The sequence below is a fragment of the Bradyrhizobium sp. ARR65 genome (genome assembly GCF_000472385.1).
Lineage (GTDB): Bacteria > Pseudomonadota > Alphaproteobacteria > Rhizobiales > Xanthobacteraceae > Bradyrhizobium.
Genome location: NZ_AWZU01000040.1, coordinates 1 through 15402, shown reverse-complemented (window position 1 = coordinate 15402; position 15402 = coordinate 1). Strand labels below are relative to the sequence as shown.

Below are 15402 nucleotides of genomic sequence, written 5' to 3'. Positions count from 1 at the left end.
ACGCACGCGGTCGATGATCGTCTCAGCCATCGTCGCGTGCGCAGCAAAGTACAGCCTATTTTGAGGAAATGAAAATGTATCGAATTGCTAAAATCAAGCCGCCGTCGAACGGATCGGATGAAGGTGAGGGCACTCTGATTACGATAGCAAGCAACGTCCTGAGCAATCATGTCCGCAGTAGCATACTTGTTCTGAGCGGTCTCATAGCCCTGAGCGCGCCGGCATTCGCCCAGAGCCCCGCTGCTCCCAATGCGAGCCCGACGAATCTCGATATCTTGAGCCGCGATCCGAACCAATGGGTGATGGCGCCTCACGACTACGCCAACACGCGCTTCAGCAGCCTGGATCAGATCAACGCGGGAAATGCCGCGCAACTCCATTTGGCATGGACATTCTCGGTCGGCGCCGACCGCGGCCAGGAAGCGGCGCCGTTGATCGTCAACAACACGATGTACGTTGTCGCTCCCTATGCCGGTCCCCATCCCAATCAGGTCTTTGCTCTCGACGCGACCACCGGGGACCTGAAGTGGTCGTACGCACCGAAACCGGATGGCGCAGCGCAGGGGGTCGCATGCTGCGACGTCGTCACACGCGGCCTCGCCTATGACCAGGGAAAGATTTTTCTCAACACCCTCGACAACTACAGCGTCGCGATCGACGCCAACACAGGCAAGGAGCTCTGGCACACGAAGCTCGGCGACCTCAATGAGGGTCAGACCATCACCATGGCGCCGTTGGTGGTCAAGGGGAAGGTTCTCATCGGCAACAGCGGCGGCGAGGTGGGCGTGCGCGGCTGGCTGACGGCACTCGACGAAAACACAGGACACATCGCCTGGCGCGCGTACTCGGCCGGGCCCGACTCCGACGTTCTGATCGGCAGCGATTTCAAGCCATTTTACGATTGGCTCAAGGGCAAGGATCTTGGCGTCAAGAGCTGGCCGCCAGGCGCCTGGAAGACCGGCGGTGGCACGATGTGGGGGTGGATCTCCTACGACCCTGCGCTCAACCTCATCTATTACGGAAGTGGCAATCCAGGGCCCTGGAACTCGAACCAGCGGCCAGGTGACAATCTCTGGACCACGACGATATTCGCCCGGGACGTCGATACCGGAGCGGCACGCTGGGCGCTTCCGCTCAATCCTCACGATCTGTTCGATCACGACGAGATCAACGAGAACGTCCTGCTCGATCTCGAGATCAAGGGCCAGCTGCGCAAGGTTCTGGTCCACCCCGCGCGCAACGGTTACATGTACGTCATCGACAGGGCAACGGGCGAAATCCTATCTGCCGACCCCTACGATCACATCACGGCGACGACCGGTGTCGATCTCAAAACAGGCCGGCCAATCGAAAACGAGGAAAAAGCCCCCGTTCTCGGCAAGAACATCGAAGACGTGTGTCCGGCAGCGCCTGGCGCGAAGGACTGGCAGCCGACAGCGTGGTCCCCGCGAACCAAGCTGCTCTACGTCCCGCACCAGCATCTGTGCATGAATTTCAAGACGGCGCAGGTCGGCTATATCGCCGGTACGCCATTCGTGGGCGCCGAGGTCGACATGTACGCTGGTCCAGGCGGTAACCGGGGTGAATTCATGGCCTGGGATGTCACCGAGCACAAGAAAGTCTGGGCGATACGCGAAAACTTCCCTGTATGGACCGGTACGCTTGTGACGGCCGGCGATGTCGCCTTCTACGGCACGCTCGATCGCTGGTTCAAGGCAGTTGACGCGCGGAGTGGCGCGCTGCTCTGGCAATTCCGTGCTGGTTCCGGCTTTGTCGGCCAGCCCGTCACCTACAAGGGCGCCGACGGGGCACAGTACGTCGCCATATTGTCGGGCGCCGGTGGATGGCCGGCCGCGGTTGCAGCCGCCAAAATTGACCCGCGGGTCCGCAACGCGGCACTCGGCTTCGTCGGTGCGACGCAGGACCTGCCTCAATATACGAGCGGCGGCAGCGAGCTGCTCGTATTCAAGCTCGCGGGGTCAGGTGCCCCACAAGGCAATCCGTCGCACGCCAACGGCGCACAGCTGGAGACGGGCAATGCGCACGCTCAATAGCCTTCGCCGAGACGTGCGCTCGCGCCATCTCGGATCGGCCGCCGTCGCGCTGGTGATCGCCCTGACCCTGTCTGCACCTCCTTCGCTCCTTGCCGCGGAGAACGATGACTTGAAGGTGTGCTCAGATCCGAACAACCTGCCGTTCTCGAATGCTTCCGGCGCTGGATTTGAAAACCGGCTCGCGCAGCTCGTCGCGGCCGAGCTCGGCAAGCACGTGACGTACACCTGGTGGGCGCAGCGGCGCGGGTTCATTCGCAACACGCTCAACGCGGGACAATGCGATGTGGTTATGGGTGTGCCGGTCGACTACGAGCTCGTCGAAACGACGCGCCCATATTATCGCGCGAGCTACGTTTTCGTCTCGCGCGCGGACCGCAAGCTCGATCTCGTGTCGATCAAGGACCCTCGGCTGGAGCACCTCAAGATCGGCGTTCACCTCATCGGCAGCGACGGCACGAATACGCCGCCGGCTCAGGCGCTCGGACAGCAGAACATCGTGCAGAACGTCGTCGGATACATGATCTACGGCGATTATCGCGAGCCCGATCCGCCTGCGCGGCTGATCGAAGCCGTCGAGAAGGGTGATATCGACATCGCCGCGGCCTGGGGTCCTCTCGCCGGCTATGCGGCGAAAACGTCGGCAGTGCCGCTGACTGTCGTGCCGATCGCCGATACGGAGGACTTCGAGCCTTTGCGCTTCCAGTTCGACATCGCCATGGGCGTGCGCAAGGGCAATCACGCGCTCAAGGCCCGCCTTGACGACATAATCGCCCGCAACCAACCCGAGATTCGTGCGCTCCTGGCAAGCTACGGCGTGCCAATGGTCCAGACGACCGCGCGTGCTCCCGAAACCGATAACAGGTAGGAGGCAATATGCTCGATCCGTCTCTGCGTCATGCGACAGTTGCCATCCTCGCGCTGAGCCTTGGGACGATCGCCACATCAAGGCAAGGCGTCGCGGAGGAGGCGGCATCGTTCCCCAGCCCCGAGCAGCTGTTGCAAGTGCCGGTAGGCCCGACCTTTCCAGGCGGCGTACGTTTCCCTCCGCCAATCAAGGACCCCGAAGCTGACGATCCCGCCGCGATCCAGCGTGGCATGCAGGCCTTTGTGAGCATGAACTGCGTCGGCTGCCACGCGCCGAACGGAGGAGGCGGCATGGGCCCGGCGCTAAGCGAGCGCACATTCATCTACGGCCGCGAGCCAGCGAACATCTATCTCAGCATTCAACAGGGCCGCCCGAACGGCATGCCGGCGTGGGCGAAAATGCTGCCCGCCAACGTGACCTGGGACCTCGTGGCCTACATCAGGAGCATCAGCAGCGCACCGGAAACCCAATGGGGCCAAACGACTTCGCGGTCGCCACAGTCGCCGACCATCCAGCAGGTCCCCGCGGAGCTGCTGACGACAACGACGCCATGGGCGCATACCGAACCCTTTGGCGACGGGCGCAAGCCATCAATGCACTGATTTTGCAGGCAACGAGAAAGGTAAGACTCATGCGAAACCGAAAACTGATCCCCATGAGCATGCGAGCGGCACTCATGCTCGGCGCTATTGCAGTACTGCCGCTGGCTGCTTCTCCCGCTCTTGCCGCCGGCGATGCCGCGGCCGGAAAAGAGATTTTCACCACCACATGCGGCGTCTGCCACTCAGCACAGCCCGGCGTCAACATGGTCGGCCCATCGCTCGCCGGGATTGTCGGCAGCAAGAGCGGCGCGGTGCCGAATTATAGCTTCTCGCCGGCGCTCAAAGCCGCTGATATCACATGGGACGAGCAGACCCTCGACAAGTTCCTTGCAAACCCCATGGCGGACGTTCGCGGCACGAAGATGCCCATCAGCGTTGCTAATCCCGAGGAGCGGCAAAACGTCATTGCGTATCTTGAGACACTAAAACCGTGAGTAGAGGCATCACCTTTGAAACGACGATGCGCTGCCAGAATGAGCATCGACAACCCGCCTTGGGCCGCGCCGCGCATCCACGGCGAAGCCCCAACGCTGCTCGCGCTCTTCTACGCTCATCTATTCGGCTCTCACTACCTCAACCTTACAGAAATAGGTTCTCGCATCGGCGATTTGGATCAAGGCCGCGTGAGCCGGTTGCGAAAGCGGCATTTCGCCCGAAAGACGCATTGGAGCGCATTACTTCAGCATCCTTCAAAGGAGATCGCCATGAGCAAATCCATCCTTCTTTCCACAAAGTTGTCGCGGCGCTATGCGTGGCCACCACATTCGCCGACGCCAAAGCGCTGGCCTCACCAAGATGTTCGGGACGCTCAGGCGAAGACACTCCGGCTCGTCTCAGCCTATTATCGGCTGAAGGCGGCGACCGATGGTACCCAGACCGCCAAGGACTTTGCGCGCCAATTCGGTGACGCCGCAGTTGCGGTGATGAGCCCGACTCGGTGCACATCTGTTCTCCTGGAATGGCGATATCACTCGGATGCTTTCATGGGCGGCACAGAGCGGATATACGCTCAAGATTATGTGAGCTATCTTGTCGTAGAGAATGGCAAGATCAAGCTTCTCCGCGAGTATATAACATTTCCACCACATGCACGGCCCGGAAGGCGTTCGGTTCTATTCGAGGCTCAAGACGGTGACGACCCGGTGGCCTACGAGCATCACGAAAGGCAACGAGTTCGTCATGCCGCCCTTGTCATGATGAGCCAAGTCGGCGCGCGCTTGATGCGCGCCGACGCGTCACTCAGCTATAATGCGCAATGCTTCAAGCGCCTCGATGAGGCTCCTGTTGGTCGTAGACTTGACTTGACCCCGCATGTGCTTCTCGACCTTTGCCTGAGCCTTCGACCAGGCCGGCGTCGCATCTTGAAGCTTCTTTTTGCCGCGTTCGCTGAGCTTGAGGATCTTCTCCCGGGCGTCCTCCTCTCCCGCGGAAAAATCGACCCATCCGGCATCGATCAGAAGCTTGACACTTCGGGACATGGTCGTTCGGTCGAGCGCGAGTTCGTCAGCCAACGCCGTCAAAGTTGCTTCGCCCAGCCTGGCCAAGCCCCGCAGCATCGAAAACTGCGTGATGCGTAGCCCTTGCGGCCGCAACGCTTCGTCGTAGACCTTCGTGAAATTGCTCGATGCTCTCCTCAACTGGGTACAGTAGCAATCCGTGTACATCTGCTTCATTCAATTTTCCTCCGGTACGTCTGACGCACCGCACTGAGGCATGCTTGACCCTCAATTTAATTGCGTGTACACGCAACTAAATTGGCTATACCAAGGTCGCTTGAGGCCGCGCCTCGTTCATTTAGTTGCATATACAAGCAATTTGATGCCGAAGCAAGGCAAGGGCGCAGGCGGACTGGCGCTAGGTGCGGCTCGTGGGCGTAGATACGGACCCGAAGTGGGGGCCCATGATCACCGGCGGCAGTACCTCGGTGTGGTCTACGTACCCGGTATTCAGCCAAGCCGGAGCGGCGGGCCGTATGACCCTCATCGAGGAGGACGCCAAGTTGCTTAGCGTTAGCCCTCACCAAGGAGAGATATGATGGTTTCCCGGTCCGTTTCTCGCATCGTTAGAGGTGGCGCGCTCGGCTCAATTGCTCTTTCGGCGCTCCACTTGCCCGTCATGGCGGATCCAGCGTCCACCGGCCAATCCGCTGATACGGTTGAGGCCAAGATCGCACGGGCCCTTTCGGCAGGGCCGCCCGATATCACCCAAGACGCCACCGTTGCCGAGATGGGGCCGCATGGCGCCATGACTGTCCTGCGCAAAGGCTCTAACGATTGGACCTGCGTACCGGGTAATCTCGACGGCGTTGGCATACCGCCGATGTACGAAGACAGCGTCGCTGTGCAATGGAATAGAGACCGGGACGAGGGCAAGCCAGGCCCGACCACGAAGGTACCGGGGATCGAATACATGCTCGCGGGCGCCACCCAGCGAAGCGACTCCGACCCGTTCGACAAGACAGACCCGCCGATCAAGATCGGGCCACATTGGATGATCCTGTGGCCTTTCGATCCGAAGACCTCGGGATTGCCTACCGTGCACAAAGCGACGGGAGCCTGCATCATGTACGCGGGCACACCCTGGGCTCATGTCCATTTGATGGGTGCGCCGTGACTCGCGGCGAAGCGTCCATGTATCGCGATCCGCCTGGTAGGAGATATCCATGCCCACCTACGTGTGTGCCGTCCCGCCAAAATTCCTGAGCGACGACCAGAAGAACCAGATCGCTGCTGCGATCAGCCATCGCCATGGTGAAGCGACAGGTGCTCCGTCTTTCTTCGTTCAAGTCGTCATCGAGGAAAGCTGGTCGGCCAGACGCTACCTGGGCGGTGACCCGGCCGACCACCATATCTGGATTCGCGGAGATATTCGCGCCGGTCGACCACAAGAAGTGCGTGGACGGCTCATGCTCAGCATCATGAAAGACGTCAGCGCTATCGCCAAAGTTCGAGAAGAATCGATCTGGGTCTACCTGTGCAATCTGGAGCCCACGGACATGGTCGAGTATGGGCACGTCTTGCCGCCGCCCGGCAAAGAACAAGAGTGGTTTGAAAGTCTGCCTGCGTCTCTGCAGTCTTATTTGAAAGGGCTCGGGGCGAAGAAGGAGACTTTTCGCCTCTAAACAATCGACCGGCAGTCGGGCTCCTCAGCCTATCTGAAACGAAGCATCAAGGTTTTTTCAAATGCCATACCTCCAGTTGGATACACCGTTTTCGCATTCGATCGACCAGAAGCGGCGCCTCGCCAAGCGCTTGGGTGAAATCTACGCCGGCGTGATGAGTGCGAACGTCAATCGGATAAGCATCGCCATCCGCGAGCTCGGGGAAGGCGGTCTATGGCGATGCGGGTCGGACGAGCCAAGGCCGGCGGCGCTATTGATGTGCGACATCCGACAAGGTCGCCCGAAGGAAACTCGTGCGGAGCTTGCGCGCCAACTGGTGGAGGCATGCATCGAGATCTGCGGACTCAACGAAACCACGATCAACGTCGAATTCACCCAGCACGCGGGCGACGAGATGTACCACACGATGTACGGCGGCCTCAGCGACGACTGGCAGGCAGGCCAGCCCGACACGCTGAACCGACACGCCCCGTAGCATCGATTGTCAATCACACCCACAAATACAAGGCCGGGGTCCGATGAGCTCAATCGGCGCGGCGCCGTTGTGTACGTTCATCCCCTCGTTGCCGGCTGTTGCGGCACGCTCAGCGTCGGCACGTTTCCTGCGGTCATTGAGGTTCCGCACGACATGACGCGATGCGTCACTAGCCTCCTGCTTTCGGGCGGTTTTGCACACTGGCGCGACATCCGGTGTGGCTGTTCTCACACGCTGGCGGAACAATCCCGATGATGGCCGGCCGCATTGACGCGTTCTATGGGAAGCGCGAGAATTTGAGGGAGTTCGCCCCCGAGGGGATCATCGGCGAACTGCGGCGGCTCAATTACGATACGGCCAACGCCACCAGCACGCCGACGAGGCGGCTCTGATCAGGCTCGTACCCGCTTCTCATATCACCTATGGTACCGACTATTTCTATTTTGGCCTGAGCCAGTTCAAGGACTTGGAAAAGGCTGGTCTGTCCGCGGCCGAATTGGAGTCCATTGGGGGCGGCAATGCCAAACGCCTCATTCCGCGACTTCGAAGCTAAAGAGTAAGGGCTGTTCCTTTTTCACATGTGTCGATGACGCACAAAGATCTTCCTTTGGCGCGATCTCAATTCGAGAGCAAACCTAAGGTCCTGGCGGTGGTGGGAATGCCAGGATATCGCCCGTATAAGTCTCGACCACCTCACTGAACGGTGTGCCATCCGGCAGCGTCAAGACGGCACGATGTTCGAGCACCGCTTCGGGAATTCGCAGCATTGTCGGGTTTCTGTCTGAGATCGGTGCACCAGTTTCCCATCCCTCGGGAAGAGGCAGCCAGAGCAGTTTTGCCGACAGGGTTCGGCGCCTGAACTTCAAAGCCTGGACCGCCCGGCCGAAAGAGGTTTCGGTCGTGTCGAGCAGCCGGTTCATGTCATCGGTCAGTCGAGCCGGTACATACCAGTTATCTGCCTCCGAGAGGACGTAAGCTCCGCATCGCAGCCGCACCCGGCGATAGCGGACAGCATCGGAAGTACTCACGCCCAGCAGTTGCAGTTGATCCGCCGTCGGCTGCTTGTCAGCGCCCTTCACCCGCTCGGCGATGATGCGCGCAGGCGACGCGATATGATGGGTGTCGCACCATCGTTCGAGAGTGAGGGTCGCGCTATCATGACTCAGCAGGTCCGCGTTCAAGGTCTGCAGCAGAGCGAACGCTTCAAGACGGGTGACGAAACTGTCCGGCCAGGGAATCGCCTGTTTCCTGACGCCGTCATCTGCACTCCCTGGACCGATCGGCCAAAGCAGGACCAAGCAGATTAGAAGGGTTCTTCGCAGGGCAGGCCTCATCTTTAGCTCTAGGGTTGGGTCGGGCGCAAAAGAAATCTACGAAATAGGGATAGTCGGTTCCGTAGGTGATTTGAGACGGGCACGACTTGGTCAGAGCTGCGGTCGTCGGCGCACTGGTCGCGTTGGGCCGGGGCAACATTCAGCGCGGCTGCTCCACCGCTTTGACCGCTTCCGCGCTCGCGCTCAAAGCAGGAGCCTGCGCTGGAAGATGGATGCGCAGGTCGGAAATTTCCTGGATCAGGGCCCGGCCCGCCCCGGCGGTGAGCGTCAAGACGTGACCGCCCCGGGCTTTGCCGGAGGCCAGAAAATGGAAATGCCAGCCGGCCACGTTGACCGAGCTTGTCGCCGCCGGGAAACGGAAGCCGATCAGGGTACCGTCCACCTCGGTGAGTGTATTAACGACCTGCGTTTCCTTAATCACCTCTGCCAGCGGACGATAGGGTGGTATTTGCTTGGGCTCGCTGCGTATCTGAATAGATTGGAATCGACCATCGATGCGAGCCGCAAGGACCCGCGAAGCGCTGTAAGGCAGTGCATTAAGTTCAGCTTGCAGTTGCTCCAGCGATTGTCCGGCGGTAATCGGCATCGATACTTGCGGGTGAAAATCAACCACGACGGCAAATGGGGTCCGCTCCGACCGCGCCACCAAATGGGCGCGACCGTCGGTCGTCCCGCGGTAGACCCGACCATCGAGCACCATCATCTCGCCGTCCACTCCGTTGAAGGTACCCAATCCAAAGTCGCCATGGCGCAGCATCTCATCGACGGTCGTGTCGCCGTCATAGCCGCCGGCGAGCAGGCTGGAGATGGTGCCGACCTGGTATGCTTCTCCAGCACGCGCGGGCAGCGCACCGGCGGTGAGCACGAGGAGTGTCAGCGTGCGCGAAAGGATCATCGGAATGCTCAGTTTTATTGACGTGACCCTGTCCATCATACTGTCTGCTCCTATCGTCTTCGTTTGTGCAAACATGCATCCGATACGTCTCTCAGTGGTTCCGAACTACCGAACCGAAACAGGGTCCTGCTAGTCCGCCGCAACACCGTCGAGCAGCCGGCCGCGACGGATGTCGAGAATGAAACTAGGTCGACAGAGGTCGGATGTGGTGAGCCCAAGGCGCACTTTGACCGGGTACGAGCGCGCACTGTTCCGTTTCCGGCGGGACCAGTCCTCCAGAGCAGGAGCCGCTCACCTGATCGGCGGCAGCAACGCGCGCGTGATGGCTTGTTGCCGGCCAGACCGAGACCCGCCGGGAGGATGGTGCCGCACTGTCCCGCCGAACAAATTCAGACGGGTGCCATTGTACTACTCGATTGCTCGTCGACGTGGGATCGTAAGATCAAGTCCAGCACACGTCTTCTTTACTGGAACTCGCGCATGGCGATGCCCAACTCCAAGATGAATAGCGCGCGTATCCGGTATGCCTGCAAATGTGGAGGCGATGGTGAAACAAAGCTGCGACTTCGTCGGCACTCCGCAATTGAATCTCGAGGAGTGGGCGGCTTTGCTCCGTTCATCGTGCGGAGGCGACCACAAAGTGATCGACCGCAATGCTTTTGCCGGTTGGATGCGCCGAATAAGCGTTTACGGGGTCGCAGCAGCCACCTTCAAGGTTCAGTGCGGGCCTGCGGCCGCGGATCCTGCCGGCAACGCTTACCGGTTCGAGCGGACGCGTCGCGATGTTCGCCTCGCTGACACGGATTGGTACTGTGCATCATTTCAGGTCACTGGCAGGTCAGCAGTGACGCAGAGCGAGCACACCGTGCAGCTCGCTGCGGGAGATATCGGGCTCCTGGATGGGGCGCGGCCCTCGACGCGGTTATCTGAGAGCGGTTCGCAATGGCTGTCTATTTATCTGCCGCGCCAGCCGCTCATCTCCCACTTCGGATTTGAGCCGCAAGCTTGCTTGTACGGACGCGGTGGAACGCTCGCAGCGCGCGTCCTCTGTCAGCTCGTTCTCGACGGCATCGGAGACGATGAGTTCACAGCTGCGCCAGCTGGCCCCCACATGCGACTAGCCGTCTACGATCTACTTGGTGCCCTATTTGCGCCGTCTGATCTGGGGCCTGTCTCTCGCCACGCGGACAGGCTGTTCGCCCGCATCCGCAACGTGATAAAGAATCGTTGTGCCGATCCGGACTTCGGCCCTGCAGAGGTGGCGACCGAAACGGGGATTTCGCTACGCTACGTGCAGAAGCTCTTAACGGCGCGGGGCTGTACGTGCAGCGAACTGATCTATTCCATTCGTTTGGATCGCGCAGCGCGCCTTCTGGAACGGCGTGCGTCGCTCGGCACAGGTCAGCATCTCACCGAAATCGCGTACGCCTGCGGCTTTCGCGACTATGCCCATTTCGCAAGAAGATTCCGAGGTCGGTTTGGCCATGGACCGGGCGCCCACCTGGAAGGAAGCGACGCCATTGGCAACCGGATCGTGCGCTCCCGCGCTGCTGAGCATTCGCCATCCGCTCACAACGTCTAGCGCCTGGGCCGTTGTCAACGCGCAGGCGGCAAAATAGTGCGCGCTAGTACTGGTGAAAGTGCGTCATGGGCTCATGACGGCCAATCTCGACCGGCCACATCAACTGATGATGAAGGCAAGATCAGGAGACCGAGAGATGAGCCAAGCGACCAAGGGTTCCGCGCCGGAAAGGACAACGAGCAGCTTCGAGTCGCCCTTGAAGCTTGACGCATCCTGAACCGGCCCCAAGCGGCGGTGTTCGCCTTCCACGAGCCCATGACTTTCACTGCAACGCACTATCCTTCTGCCAAGACGAATGAAGTCGTCGAAGACCACAAAACGCAAAACCGTAGCAACCGGCGCAAAGCACGGCCCATCAGTTCGATCATCATTTCAGTCGAATACCCTTGCTAACGATATGGTGCCACTCATGTCAGCCAGACGCGTCGAATGGAATGGGGCCAAACATCAGGATGCCGTGGATCTTCTGAAAGGAAAGGGAAGAATGATCGTAACCCAGACCAAGGTCGGATACATCATTATGGTCTCGGATTTCACAGGACTGCAGCGAAAATTCGCAGCAAAGCAACGAGCGCTCAACAAACCAGGTGTCGTTCTCTGCAGCTCCATTGGTCAACTGCATGATTTGGCCGAACTCAATGATGAAATTCAAGCTGGCGGTACAAGCTGCTTTGTCATTAAATTTGGCGTGCCTTCCGAGATCATCGCCCGCGAGCTGTGGCATCAGCATGACAAGATAGCCTTCGCGAGCTCTGCGAATCCCTTGGGAAAGGGCAACTCCGGCCGCGTTGACCGCATTGGAGGGCGCATCAACAACGAGGCTGATCTCGTGATCGCCGCAGACGACTACGTTCGCGAAATTCAACCAGGTGCGAGTGAGAAGACCCGCTACGAACAAGGGGTCATGGTTCCAATGGTCGATGCCGACGGCAGGCTGATTCCAGAGCAAAGAGGCGAACGCTCAATTCAACCGGGACCAGTTGTCATAAGGGTCTCGATATCGAGCGGATTTTGCGGCTGCTATCAACAATCTATTCTAGCACACATGGAGGTCTGGGAAGCGAGTGCGGCATGGGCGGTGAACGGATGAGCTGAAATCGACCGAAGGGCGTTGTAAGGTCCGATTGATCCGCTGCTATCAGCGCTGTTCCTCTGTACATTGGAGCGGGAATAGAGGCTCTTCAGTTGGGGTTAAGGATGTAGCGGTCCACTGACTTGAACCCTCGACGGCTCGCAGGCAACTCGCCAACCAGCCATCGCGCCACGTTTTTGTGCGTTTGGACTCCCAAAGGATCATGCCGGCGGTCTGGCCGATCGAACCATTGACTTGCCGAACAACATCGGCGCCCAGTTCGCATTTGCCGACAGGTCCGACCAGGTCGGTCGGAAAGCGTCCACGCAACAACACTTCGAGCTCGAGCTCAAGCACTTGCCCTGTGGCTGCTGGGACCCTTGCTCAGCCTTGCGCTTCAATTCCTCTATCGTGCGGCCCATCGACTCAATCGTTTGGTCTTTTTCGGCACCACGCAGCCGGGCGGCTTCATCAGCTTCCTGCCGGGCTTTGATCTGAATGGTTCGCGGCCATGACCTGATATCTCCGTACGCCGCGGCTTTGTAGAACGTGTTCTTGGCGAAATCTCCATCGATTTCACCGCCATCCGCGGCTCAACTCGCCGCGACCCCTGATAAGGTCAAAGCTCAGAGACGCGTTTACGCGCGACGCGATTTAGCAACATCGACGATCTCAGTTTGCAGCCGGAGAGCGAGCTATTGAATAGGCGTGATTTTGACGCCTGTCACAAGCTTCCTCAGTATGACATCTCGCTGTGATGTCAAGCTCCAGGACAGCATTATCACGGTTGAAGGAGCCAGCCAAAAAGCCAGTGGCAAAGCTGACGCGCGATCCCATGTTCTCCTTGCGCAATAGTTGACGAACATGAAATTCGCATTGCTTGGCACCGGCGCTGCTATTGCGGCAGCGTTCGTAACCCCCGCGACGGCGCAAGCCGTTACCTCGAACCCCGGCTATTGCGCGCAACACTACCCCAACGCAAATTGGCAAAATCTGGGAGCGGGTAATCCGTACACCAACGGCGGCTACTGTGGTAATGATTGGCGGAACGGCTACGCGTCTATGGACCATCATGGGTATCATCGCTATCGACGGCACCGCTGACGCTATAAAGCAAGCGGCCCTGCTGGCTGAAAGGACTACACGTCGTGGTTCCGGTGCAGATCGAGGTCACCGGCCATGAAAGCGTTGGCGTGCGGAATTAGGCTGACTGGCTAGGGGAAATTCGATGACGACCCTCTTTCCGGTGCGGAAGGCGTGTCCAGCGTGCGGCAAGTCGATGGTCGCGAGGCCCGACGCCGCTGCCGAGGGACGGCAGCGCTATCTCTGCACCAATTGCGACGAGGACCCGCTGAACGACCCGGGAGCCCGCAAGTGGGTGGACGGCCCGCTGCGTCCTCCGGCGAAATGATCGACCGGCTGGCGCAGCGGCTGCGAGGTCGGCTTGACCCGCGTCGAGATTCCCTAAGCTCGCAGAATGGTCGGGCTGCTCTGTTTAGAGCTGGCCGTCGTCACCTCGCCATTCAAGTCGAAGTTGCGGCTTGAAGCTGAGAACGCAGTGCTTCGTCATCAGTTAATTGTCTTGAGGCGCAGCCTGCATGGTCGCGTTCGGCTCGCGAACCATGAGCGCTGGTTCTTCATTCAGCTGTATCGCTGGCATCTATCAACCCTGCAGGGTCTCAAAATCATCCGACCCGAGACGCTTGTGCGGTGGCATCGGGCCGGCATTCGCTGCTACTGGCGTTGGAAGTCACGCTCATTGGGAGGGCGGCCGCAGATCGAAACGGTGCTCCGTGTGAATCGGCGCGGATGGAATGACCCCGTTCGGATCAATGATATCACTGGCTTATCGCGCCAATCGGCGTCGGGACCCCACGCCGATTCACACCAGCTGTTACCGGACCAGCAGCAGATCGTGCTTCAGGAAGCTCAACGGCTATTACGAAGCAGCAGGCCGAGTAGGGCGAGCCTGCATGAAGCGCCGGCGTCGACTGAGGAAGCGCAACCGCCACGGCTGGCGACACATGCCTGCCGGTTCAGGAGGTAGCCGGCTCTCAACTAGAGCGTGTACTCATAAAATCGAGCCTATTGAGCAGGGCATGCTCAAGGTCCGCTTTGGCCCGACAGCGGCGCTAAAGCAGACGTGGCGCCGCTTCGCAGTTGGGCCAACAACGGACTCCTGCACAGCAGCAAAGAAGTCCGCCCGCGGTTAAATGGTCGAGCGGCGAAGATGCGCAAGTATAGCCACGATCACCACGCCGAGGAGGAGCATTATTGGGCCTATGATCAGCTCGGTCGTCATCGGCGCGGCCTCACTCCGTAGCTCTCCTGCCAGAAGGCCAAATCACGTTCCGACTATCGGATTTCGGTCGTGTCGTTCGACTTCGGCCCGCCGTGATAACGATACTCGTTTGGCTTGGCCGCCGACGTTGGTGCGGCGAGATCGAAGGCTTGGCTGAAGGCATGCGCCGCGCGATGGCGGGGCGCGACGTTTGGAGTGCTTGCAACGGCCGCACTCGAAAGAGCAACGAGCATGGCCGACGCGGCGAGGGTGATTTTACTTGTCATCGCATTGTTTCCTTGGCTATAGAGCCACCAGCCGAACGCAAGTACGTATCGCGGCATAGGAATGCGAGTCTGGTTTTTGCCTTACCTTATAGGCGCAGCGTAAAGCCGGAGCGTTACTGCGAGATCACGCAAACAGCGCCGCGCCAGCTCCGTGAACCTCACGTAGGTGCCGCTCTCGTGCATCCAGAGCCAGCCCTTGGCGGCGGCAAACTCAAGGCCGGCCTTGTATTCGGACGGTGTGCGCCCCTGATCGCAGGGACCGTTAAGAACGGCCAGTTGATCTTCGATATGAATCCGGCCGTCCTGGACGGCCTCAACGCTGTTGGCGATTTCGAGGAGCTTGCGCGCGGCGGCGTCGGGATCGGCGAAGGGGCGATCGACAAGGAACTTCATGCTCCGGCCGTATCTGCTTCGCCCACCGCACGCAATAGGGCGCACACCAGCTTGGCCTTCGCACGCAATATCCCCTGCACACCGGAAAGGGACATAAGCGTTACTTCCGGGGTGGGTCGTGTGTCACGAGCATCGCCATGAGTACCGGCGATGCGGAACTGTACGAGAGATGAAGGAGGGCCCTTCGGGTTCGGCAATCAGGTGCTGATCTCAAGCCACCGCAAGCTGCTGCGGTCAAAAGCCGTGGTGGTGAGCGTTGCGGAAACGCCGGGACGAGATTCCGGCAGGCACGGTCGAGAGAGGCGAGCGCAAGCGAACCGCTGCAGAAGTGTCGAAAGCGGATTAGGCGATGTCAGAACCGGGGGGTGACCCTTCCTCCGGGATCAGCTCGGGGGATGCCTGAGACTGCCCGAGCGACATCCGGCATGTAGGCGGCGCGAA

General features: G+C 59.8%; 16 protein-coding genes and 2 pseudogenes. 12 read left to right on the top strand and 6 right to left on the bottom strand.

The genetic code is table 11. The features are described from left to right. Window positions 1–74: 74 nt before the first annotated feature. From F758_RS0131835 to F758_RS52160, 5 genes and pseudogenes are all read left to right on the top strand, one after another. Complete coding sequence (locus F758_RS0131835; RefSeq protein WP_024511690.1) at window positions 75–2054, top strand: PQQ-dependent dehydrogenase, methanol/ethanol family; 1980 nt, start codon at window positions 75–77, stop codon at window positions 2052–2054. Then, the gene (locus F758_RS0131830) at window positions 2038–2919 is read left to right on the top strand and encodes a substrate-binding domain-containing protein (RefSeq protein WP_024511689.1); all 882 of its coding nucleotides are present in this window, start codon (window positions 2038–2040) and stop codon (window positions 2917–2919) included. The genes F758_RS0131835 and F758_RS0131830 overlap by 17 nt, the downstream gene beginning before the upstream one ends. Before the next feature lie 8 nt (window positions 2920–2927). Further along, window positions 2928–3521, top strand: a complete 594-nt coding sequence (locus F758_RS44920) for a c-type cytochrome (protein WP_024511688.1) — start codon at window positions 2928–2930, stop codon at window positions 3519–3521. A 29-nt stretch (window positions 3522–3550) separates the two neighbouring features. Further along, window positions 3551–3955, top strand: a complete 405-nt coding sequence (locus F758_RS0131820; RefSeq protein ID WP_198026608.1) for a c-type cytochrome — start codon at window positions 3551–3553, stop codon at window positions 3953–3955. A gap of 646 nt (window positions 3956–4601) precedes the next feature. Next, window positions 4602–4718 (top strand): annotated as a pseudogene (locus F758_RS52160) (methylmalonate-semialdehyde dehydrogenase (CoA acylating)); the annotation flags it as partial. Window positions 4719–4756: 38 nt separating this feature from the next. On the opposite strand, the gene F758_RS44915 reads toward F758_RS52160, so the two are convergent. Further along, entirely contained in the window at window positions 4757–5077 is a 321-nt protein-coding gene (locus tag F758_RS44915; RefSeq protein WP_502689195.1) for a MarR family winged helix-turn-helix transcriptional regulator, read from the bottom strand. Window positions 5078–5627: 550 nt separating this feature from the next. Between F758_RS44915 and F758_RS44910 the strand changes: the two genes are divergently transcribed. From F758_RS44910 to F758_RS52155, 4 genes are all read left to right on the top strand, one after another. Beyond that, window positions 5628–6134 (top strand): hypothetical protein, encoded by a 507-nt coding sequence (locus F758_RS44910; RefSeq protein WP_157450234.1) that lies wholly within the window; start codon window positions 5628–5630, stop codon window positions 6132–6134. 49 nt (window positions 6135–6183) lie between these two features. After that, on the top strand, window positions 6184–6642 hold the full coding sequence (locus F758_RS0131800; RefSeq protein WP_024511684.1) for a tautomerase family protein: 459 nt from the start codon (window positions 6184–6186) through the stop codon (window positions 6640–6642). A gap of 130 nt (window positions 6643–6772) precedes the next feature. Continuing rightward, window positions 6773–7117 carry a tautomerase family protein gene (locus tag F758_RS0131795; protein ID WP_245286641.1) on the top strand — a complete coding sequence of 115 codons (345 nt, stop codon included), beginning with the start codon at window positions 6773–6775 and terminating at the stop codon, window positions 7115–7117. A gap of 251 nt (window positions 7118–7368) precedes the next feature. Then, complete coding sequence (locus F758_RS52155) at window positions 7369–7509, top strand: hypothetical protein (RefSeq protein WP_245286640.1); 141 nt, start codon at window positions 7369–7371, stop codon at window positions 7507–7509. A 243-nt stretch (window positions 7510–7752) separates the two neighbouring features. Here the strand turns inward: F758_RS52155 and F758_RS0131785 are convergent, their stop codons facing one another. Then, window positions 7753–8451: a hypothetical protein gene (locus F758_RS0131785; RefSeq protein ID WP_035723755.1), complete on the bottom strand. Its 699-nt coding sequence runs from the start codon at window positions 8449–8451 to the stop codon at window positions 7753–7755. Window positions 8452–8590: 139 nt separating this feature from the next. Further along, window positions 8591–9385 carry an acetolactate decarboxylase gene (budA, locus tag F758_RS44900; RefSeq protein ID WP_024511681.1) on the bottom strand — a complete coding sequence of 265 codons (795 nt, stop codon included), beginning with the start codon at window positions 9383–9385 and terminating at the stop codon, window positions 8591–8593. Between the two features lie 505 nt (window positions 9386–9890). On the opposite strand from budA, the gene F758_RS0131775 reads away from it, so the two are divergent. After that, entirely contained in the window at window positions 9891–10928 is a 1038-nt protein-coding gene (locus F758_RS0131775) for a helix-turn-helix domain-containing protein (protein WP_198026606.1), read from the top strand. Window positions 10929–11412: 484 nt separating this feature from the next. Beyond that, entirely contained in the window at window positions 11413–12018 is a 606-nt protein-coding gene (locus F758_RS48315; RefSeq protein WP_210200101.1) for a hypothetical protein, read from the top strand. Window positions 12019–12174: 156 nt separating this feature from the next. On the opposite strand, the pseudogene F758_RS48310 reads toward F758_RS48315, so the two are convergent. Continuing rightward, window positions 12175–12500: pseudogene (locus tag F758_RS48310) on the bottom strand (DUF2130 domain-containing protein); the annotation flags it as partial. A 728-nt stretch (window positions 12501–13228) separates the two neighbouring features. Here F758_RS48310 and F758_RS49965 point away from each other — a divergent pair. Then, complete coding sequence (locus F758_RS49965; RefSeq protein ID WP_024511677.1) at window positions 13229–13411, top strand: hypothetical protein; 183 nt, start codon at window positions 13229–13231, stop codon at window positions 13409–13411. A 944-nt stretch (window positions 13412–14355) separates the two neighbouring features. Here F758_RS49965 and F758_RS0131745 read toward each other — a convergent pair. Then, the gene (locus tag F758_RS0131745) at window positions 14356–14568 is read right to left on the bottom strand and encodes a hypothetical protein (RefSeq protein ID WP_157450232.1); all 213 of its coding nucleotides are present in this window, start codon (window positions 14566–14568) and stop codon (window positions 14356–14358) included. Between the two features lie 81 nt (window positions 14569–14649). Next, entirely contained in the window at window positions 14650–14961 is a 312-nt protein-coding gene (locus tag F758_RS44895; RefSeq protein ID WP_024511674.1) for a hypothetical protein, read from the bottom strand. Window positions 14962–15402 lie beyond the last annotated feature (441 nt).

What these genes read in the sequence shown, in the direction of transcription:
- F758_RS0131835 (WP_024511690.1), top strand. Translation starts at nt 75, where the DNA reads ATGTATCGAATTGCTAAAATCAAGCCGCCGTCGAACGGATCGGATGAA.
- F758_RS0131830 (WP_024511689.1), top strand. Translation starts at nt 2,038, where the DNA reads ATGCGCACGCTCAATAGCCTTCGCCGAGACGTGCGCTCGCGCCATCTC.
- F758_RS44920 (WP_024511688.1), top strand. Translation starts at nt 2,928, where the DNA reads ATGCTCGATCCGTCTCTGCGTCATGCGACAGTTGCCATCCTCGCGCTG.
- F758_RS0131820 (WP_198026608.1), top strand. Translation starts at nt 3,551, where the DNA reads ATGCGAAACCGAAAACTGATCCCCATGAGCATGCGAGCGGCACTCATG.
- F758_RS44915 (WP_502689195.1), bottom strand. Translation starts at nt 5,077, where the DNA reads ATGCTGCGGGGCTTGGCCAGGCTGGGCGAAGCAACTTTGACGGCGTTG.
- F758_RS0131800 (WP_024511684.1), top strand. Translation starts at nt 6,184, where the DNA reads ATGCCCACCTACGTGTGTGCCGTCCCGCCAAAATTCCTGAGCGACGAC.
- F758_RS52155 (WP_245286640.1), top strand. Translation starts at nt 7,369, where the DNA reads ATGATGGCCGGCCGCATTGACGCGTTCTATGGGAAGCGCGAGAATTTG.
- F758_RS0131785 (WP_035723755.1), bottom strand. Translation starts at nt 8,451, where the DNA reads ATGAGGCCTGCCCTGCGAAGAACCCTTCTAATCTGCTTGGTCCTGCTT.
- budA (WP_024511681.1), bottom strand. Translation starts at nt 9,385, where the DNA reads ATGATGGACAGGGTCACGTCAATAAAACTGAGCATTCCGATGATCCTT.
- F758_RS0131775 (WP_198026606.1), top strand. Translation starts at nt 9,891, where the DNA reads ATGGTGAAACAAAGCTGCGACTTCGTCGGCACTCCGCAATTGAATCTC.
- F758_RS48315 (WP_210200101.1), top strand. Translation starts at nt 11,413, where the DNA reads ATGATCGTAACCCAGACCAAGGTCGGATACATCATTATGGTCTCGGAT.
- F758_RS49965 (WP_024511677.1), top strand. Translation starts at nt 13,229, where the DNA reads ATGACGACCCTCTTTCCGGTGCGGAAGGCGTGTCCAGCGTGCGGCAAG.
- F758_RS0131745 (WP_157450232.1), bottom strand. Translation starts at nt 14,568, where the DNA reads ATGACAAGTAAAATCACCCTCGCCGCGTCGGCCATGCTCGTTGCTCTT.
- F758_RS44895 (WP_024511674.1), bottom strand. Translation starts at nt 14,961, where the DNA reads ATGAAGTTCCTTGTCGATCGCCCCTTCGCCGATCCCGACGCCGCCGCG.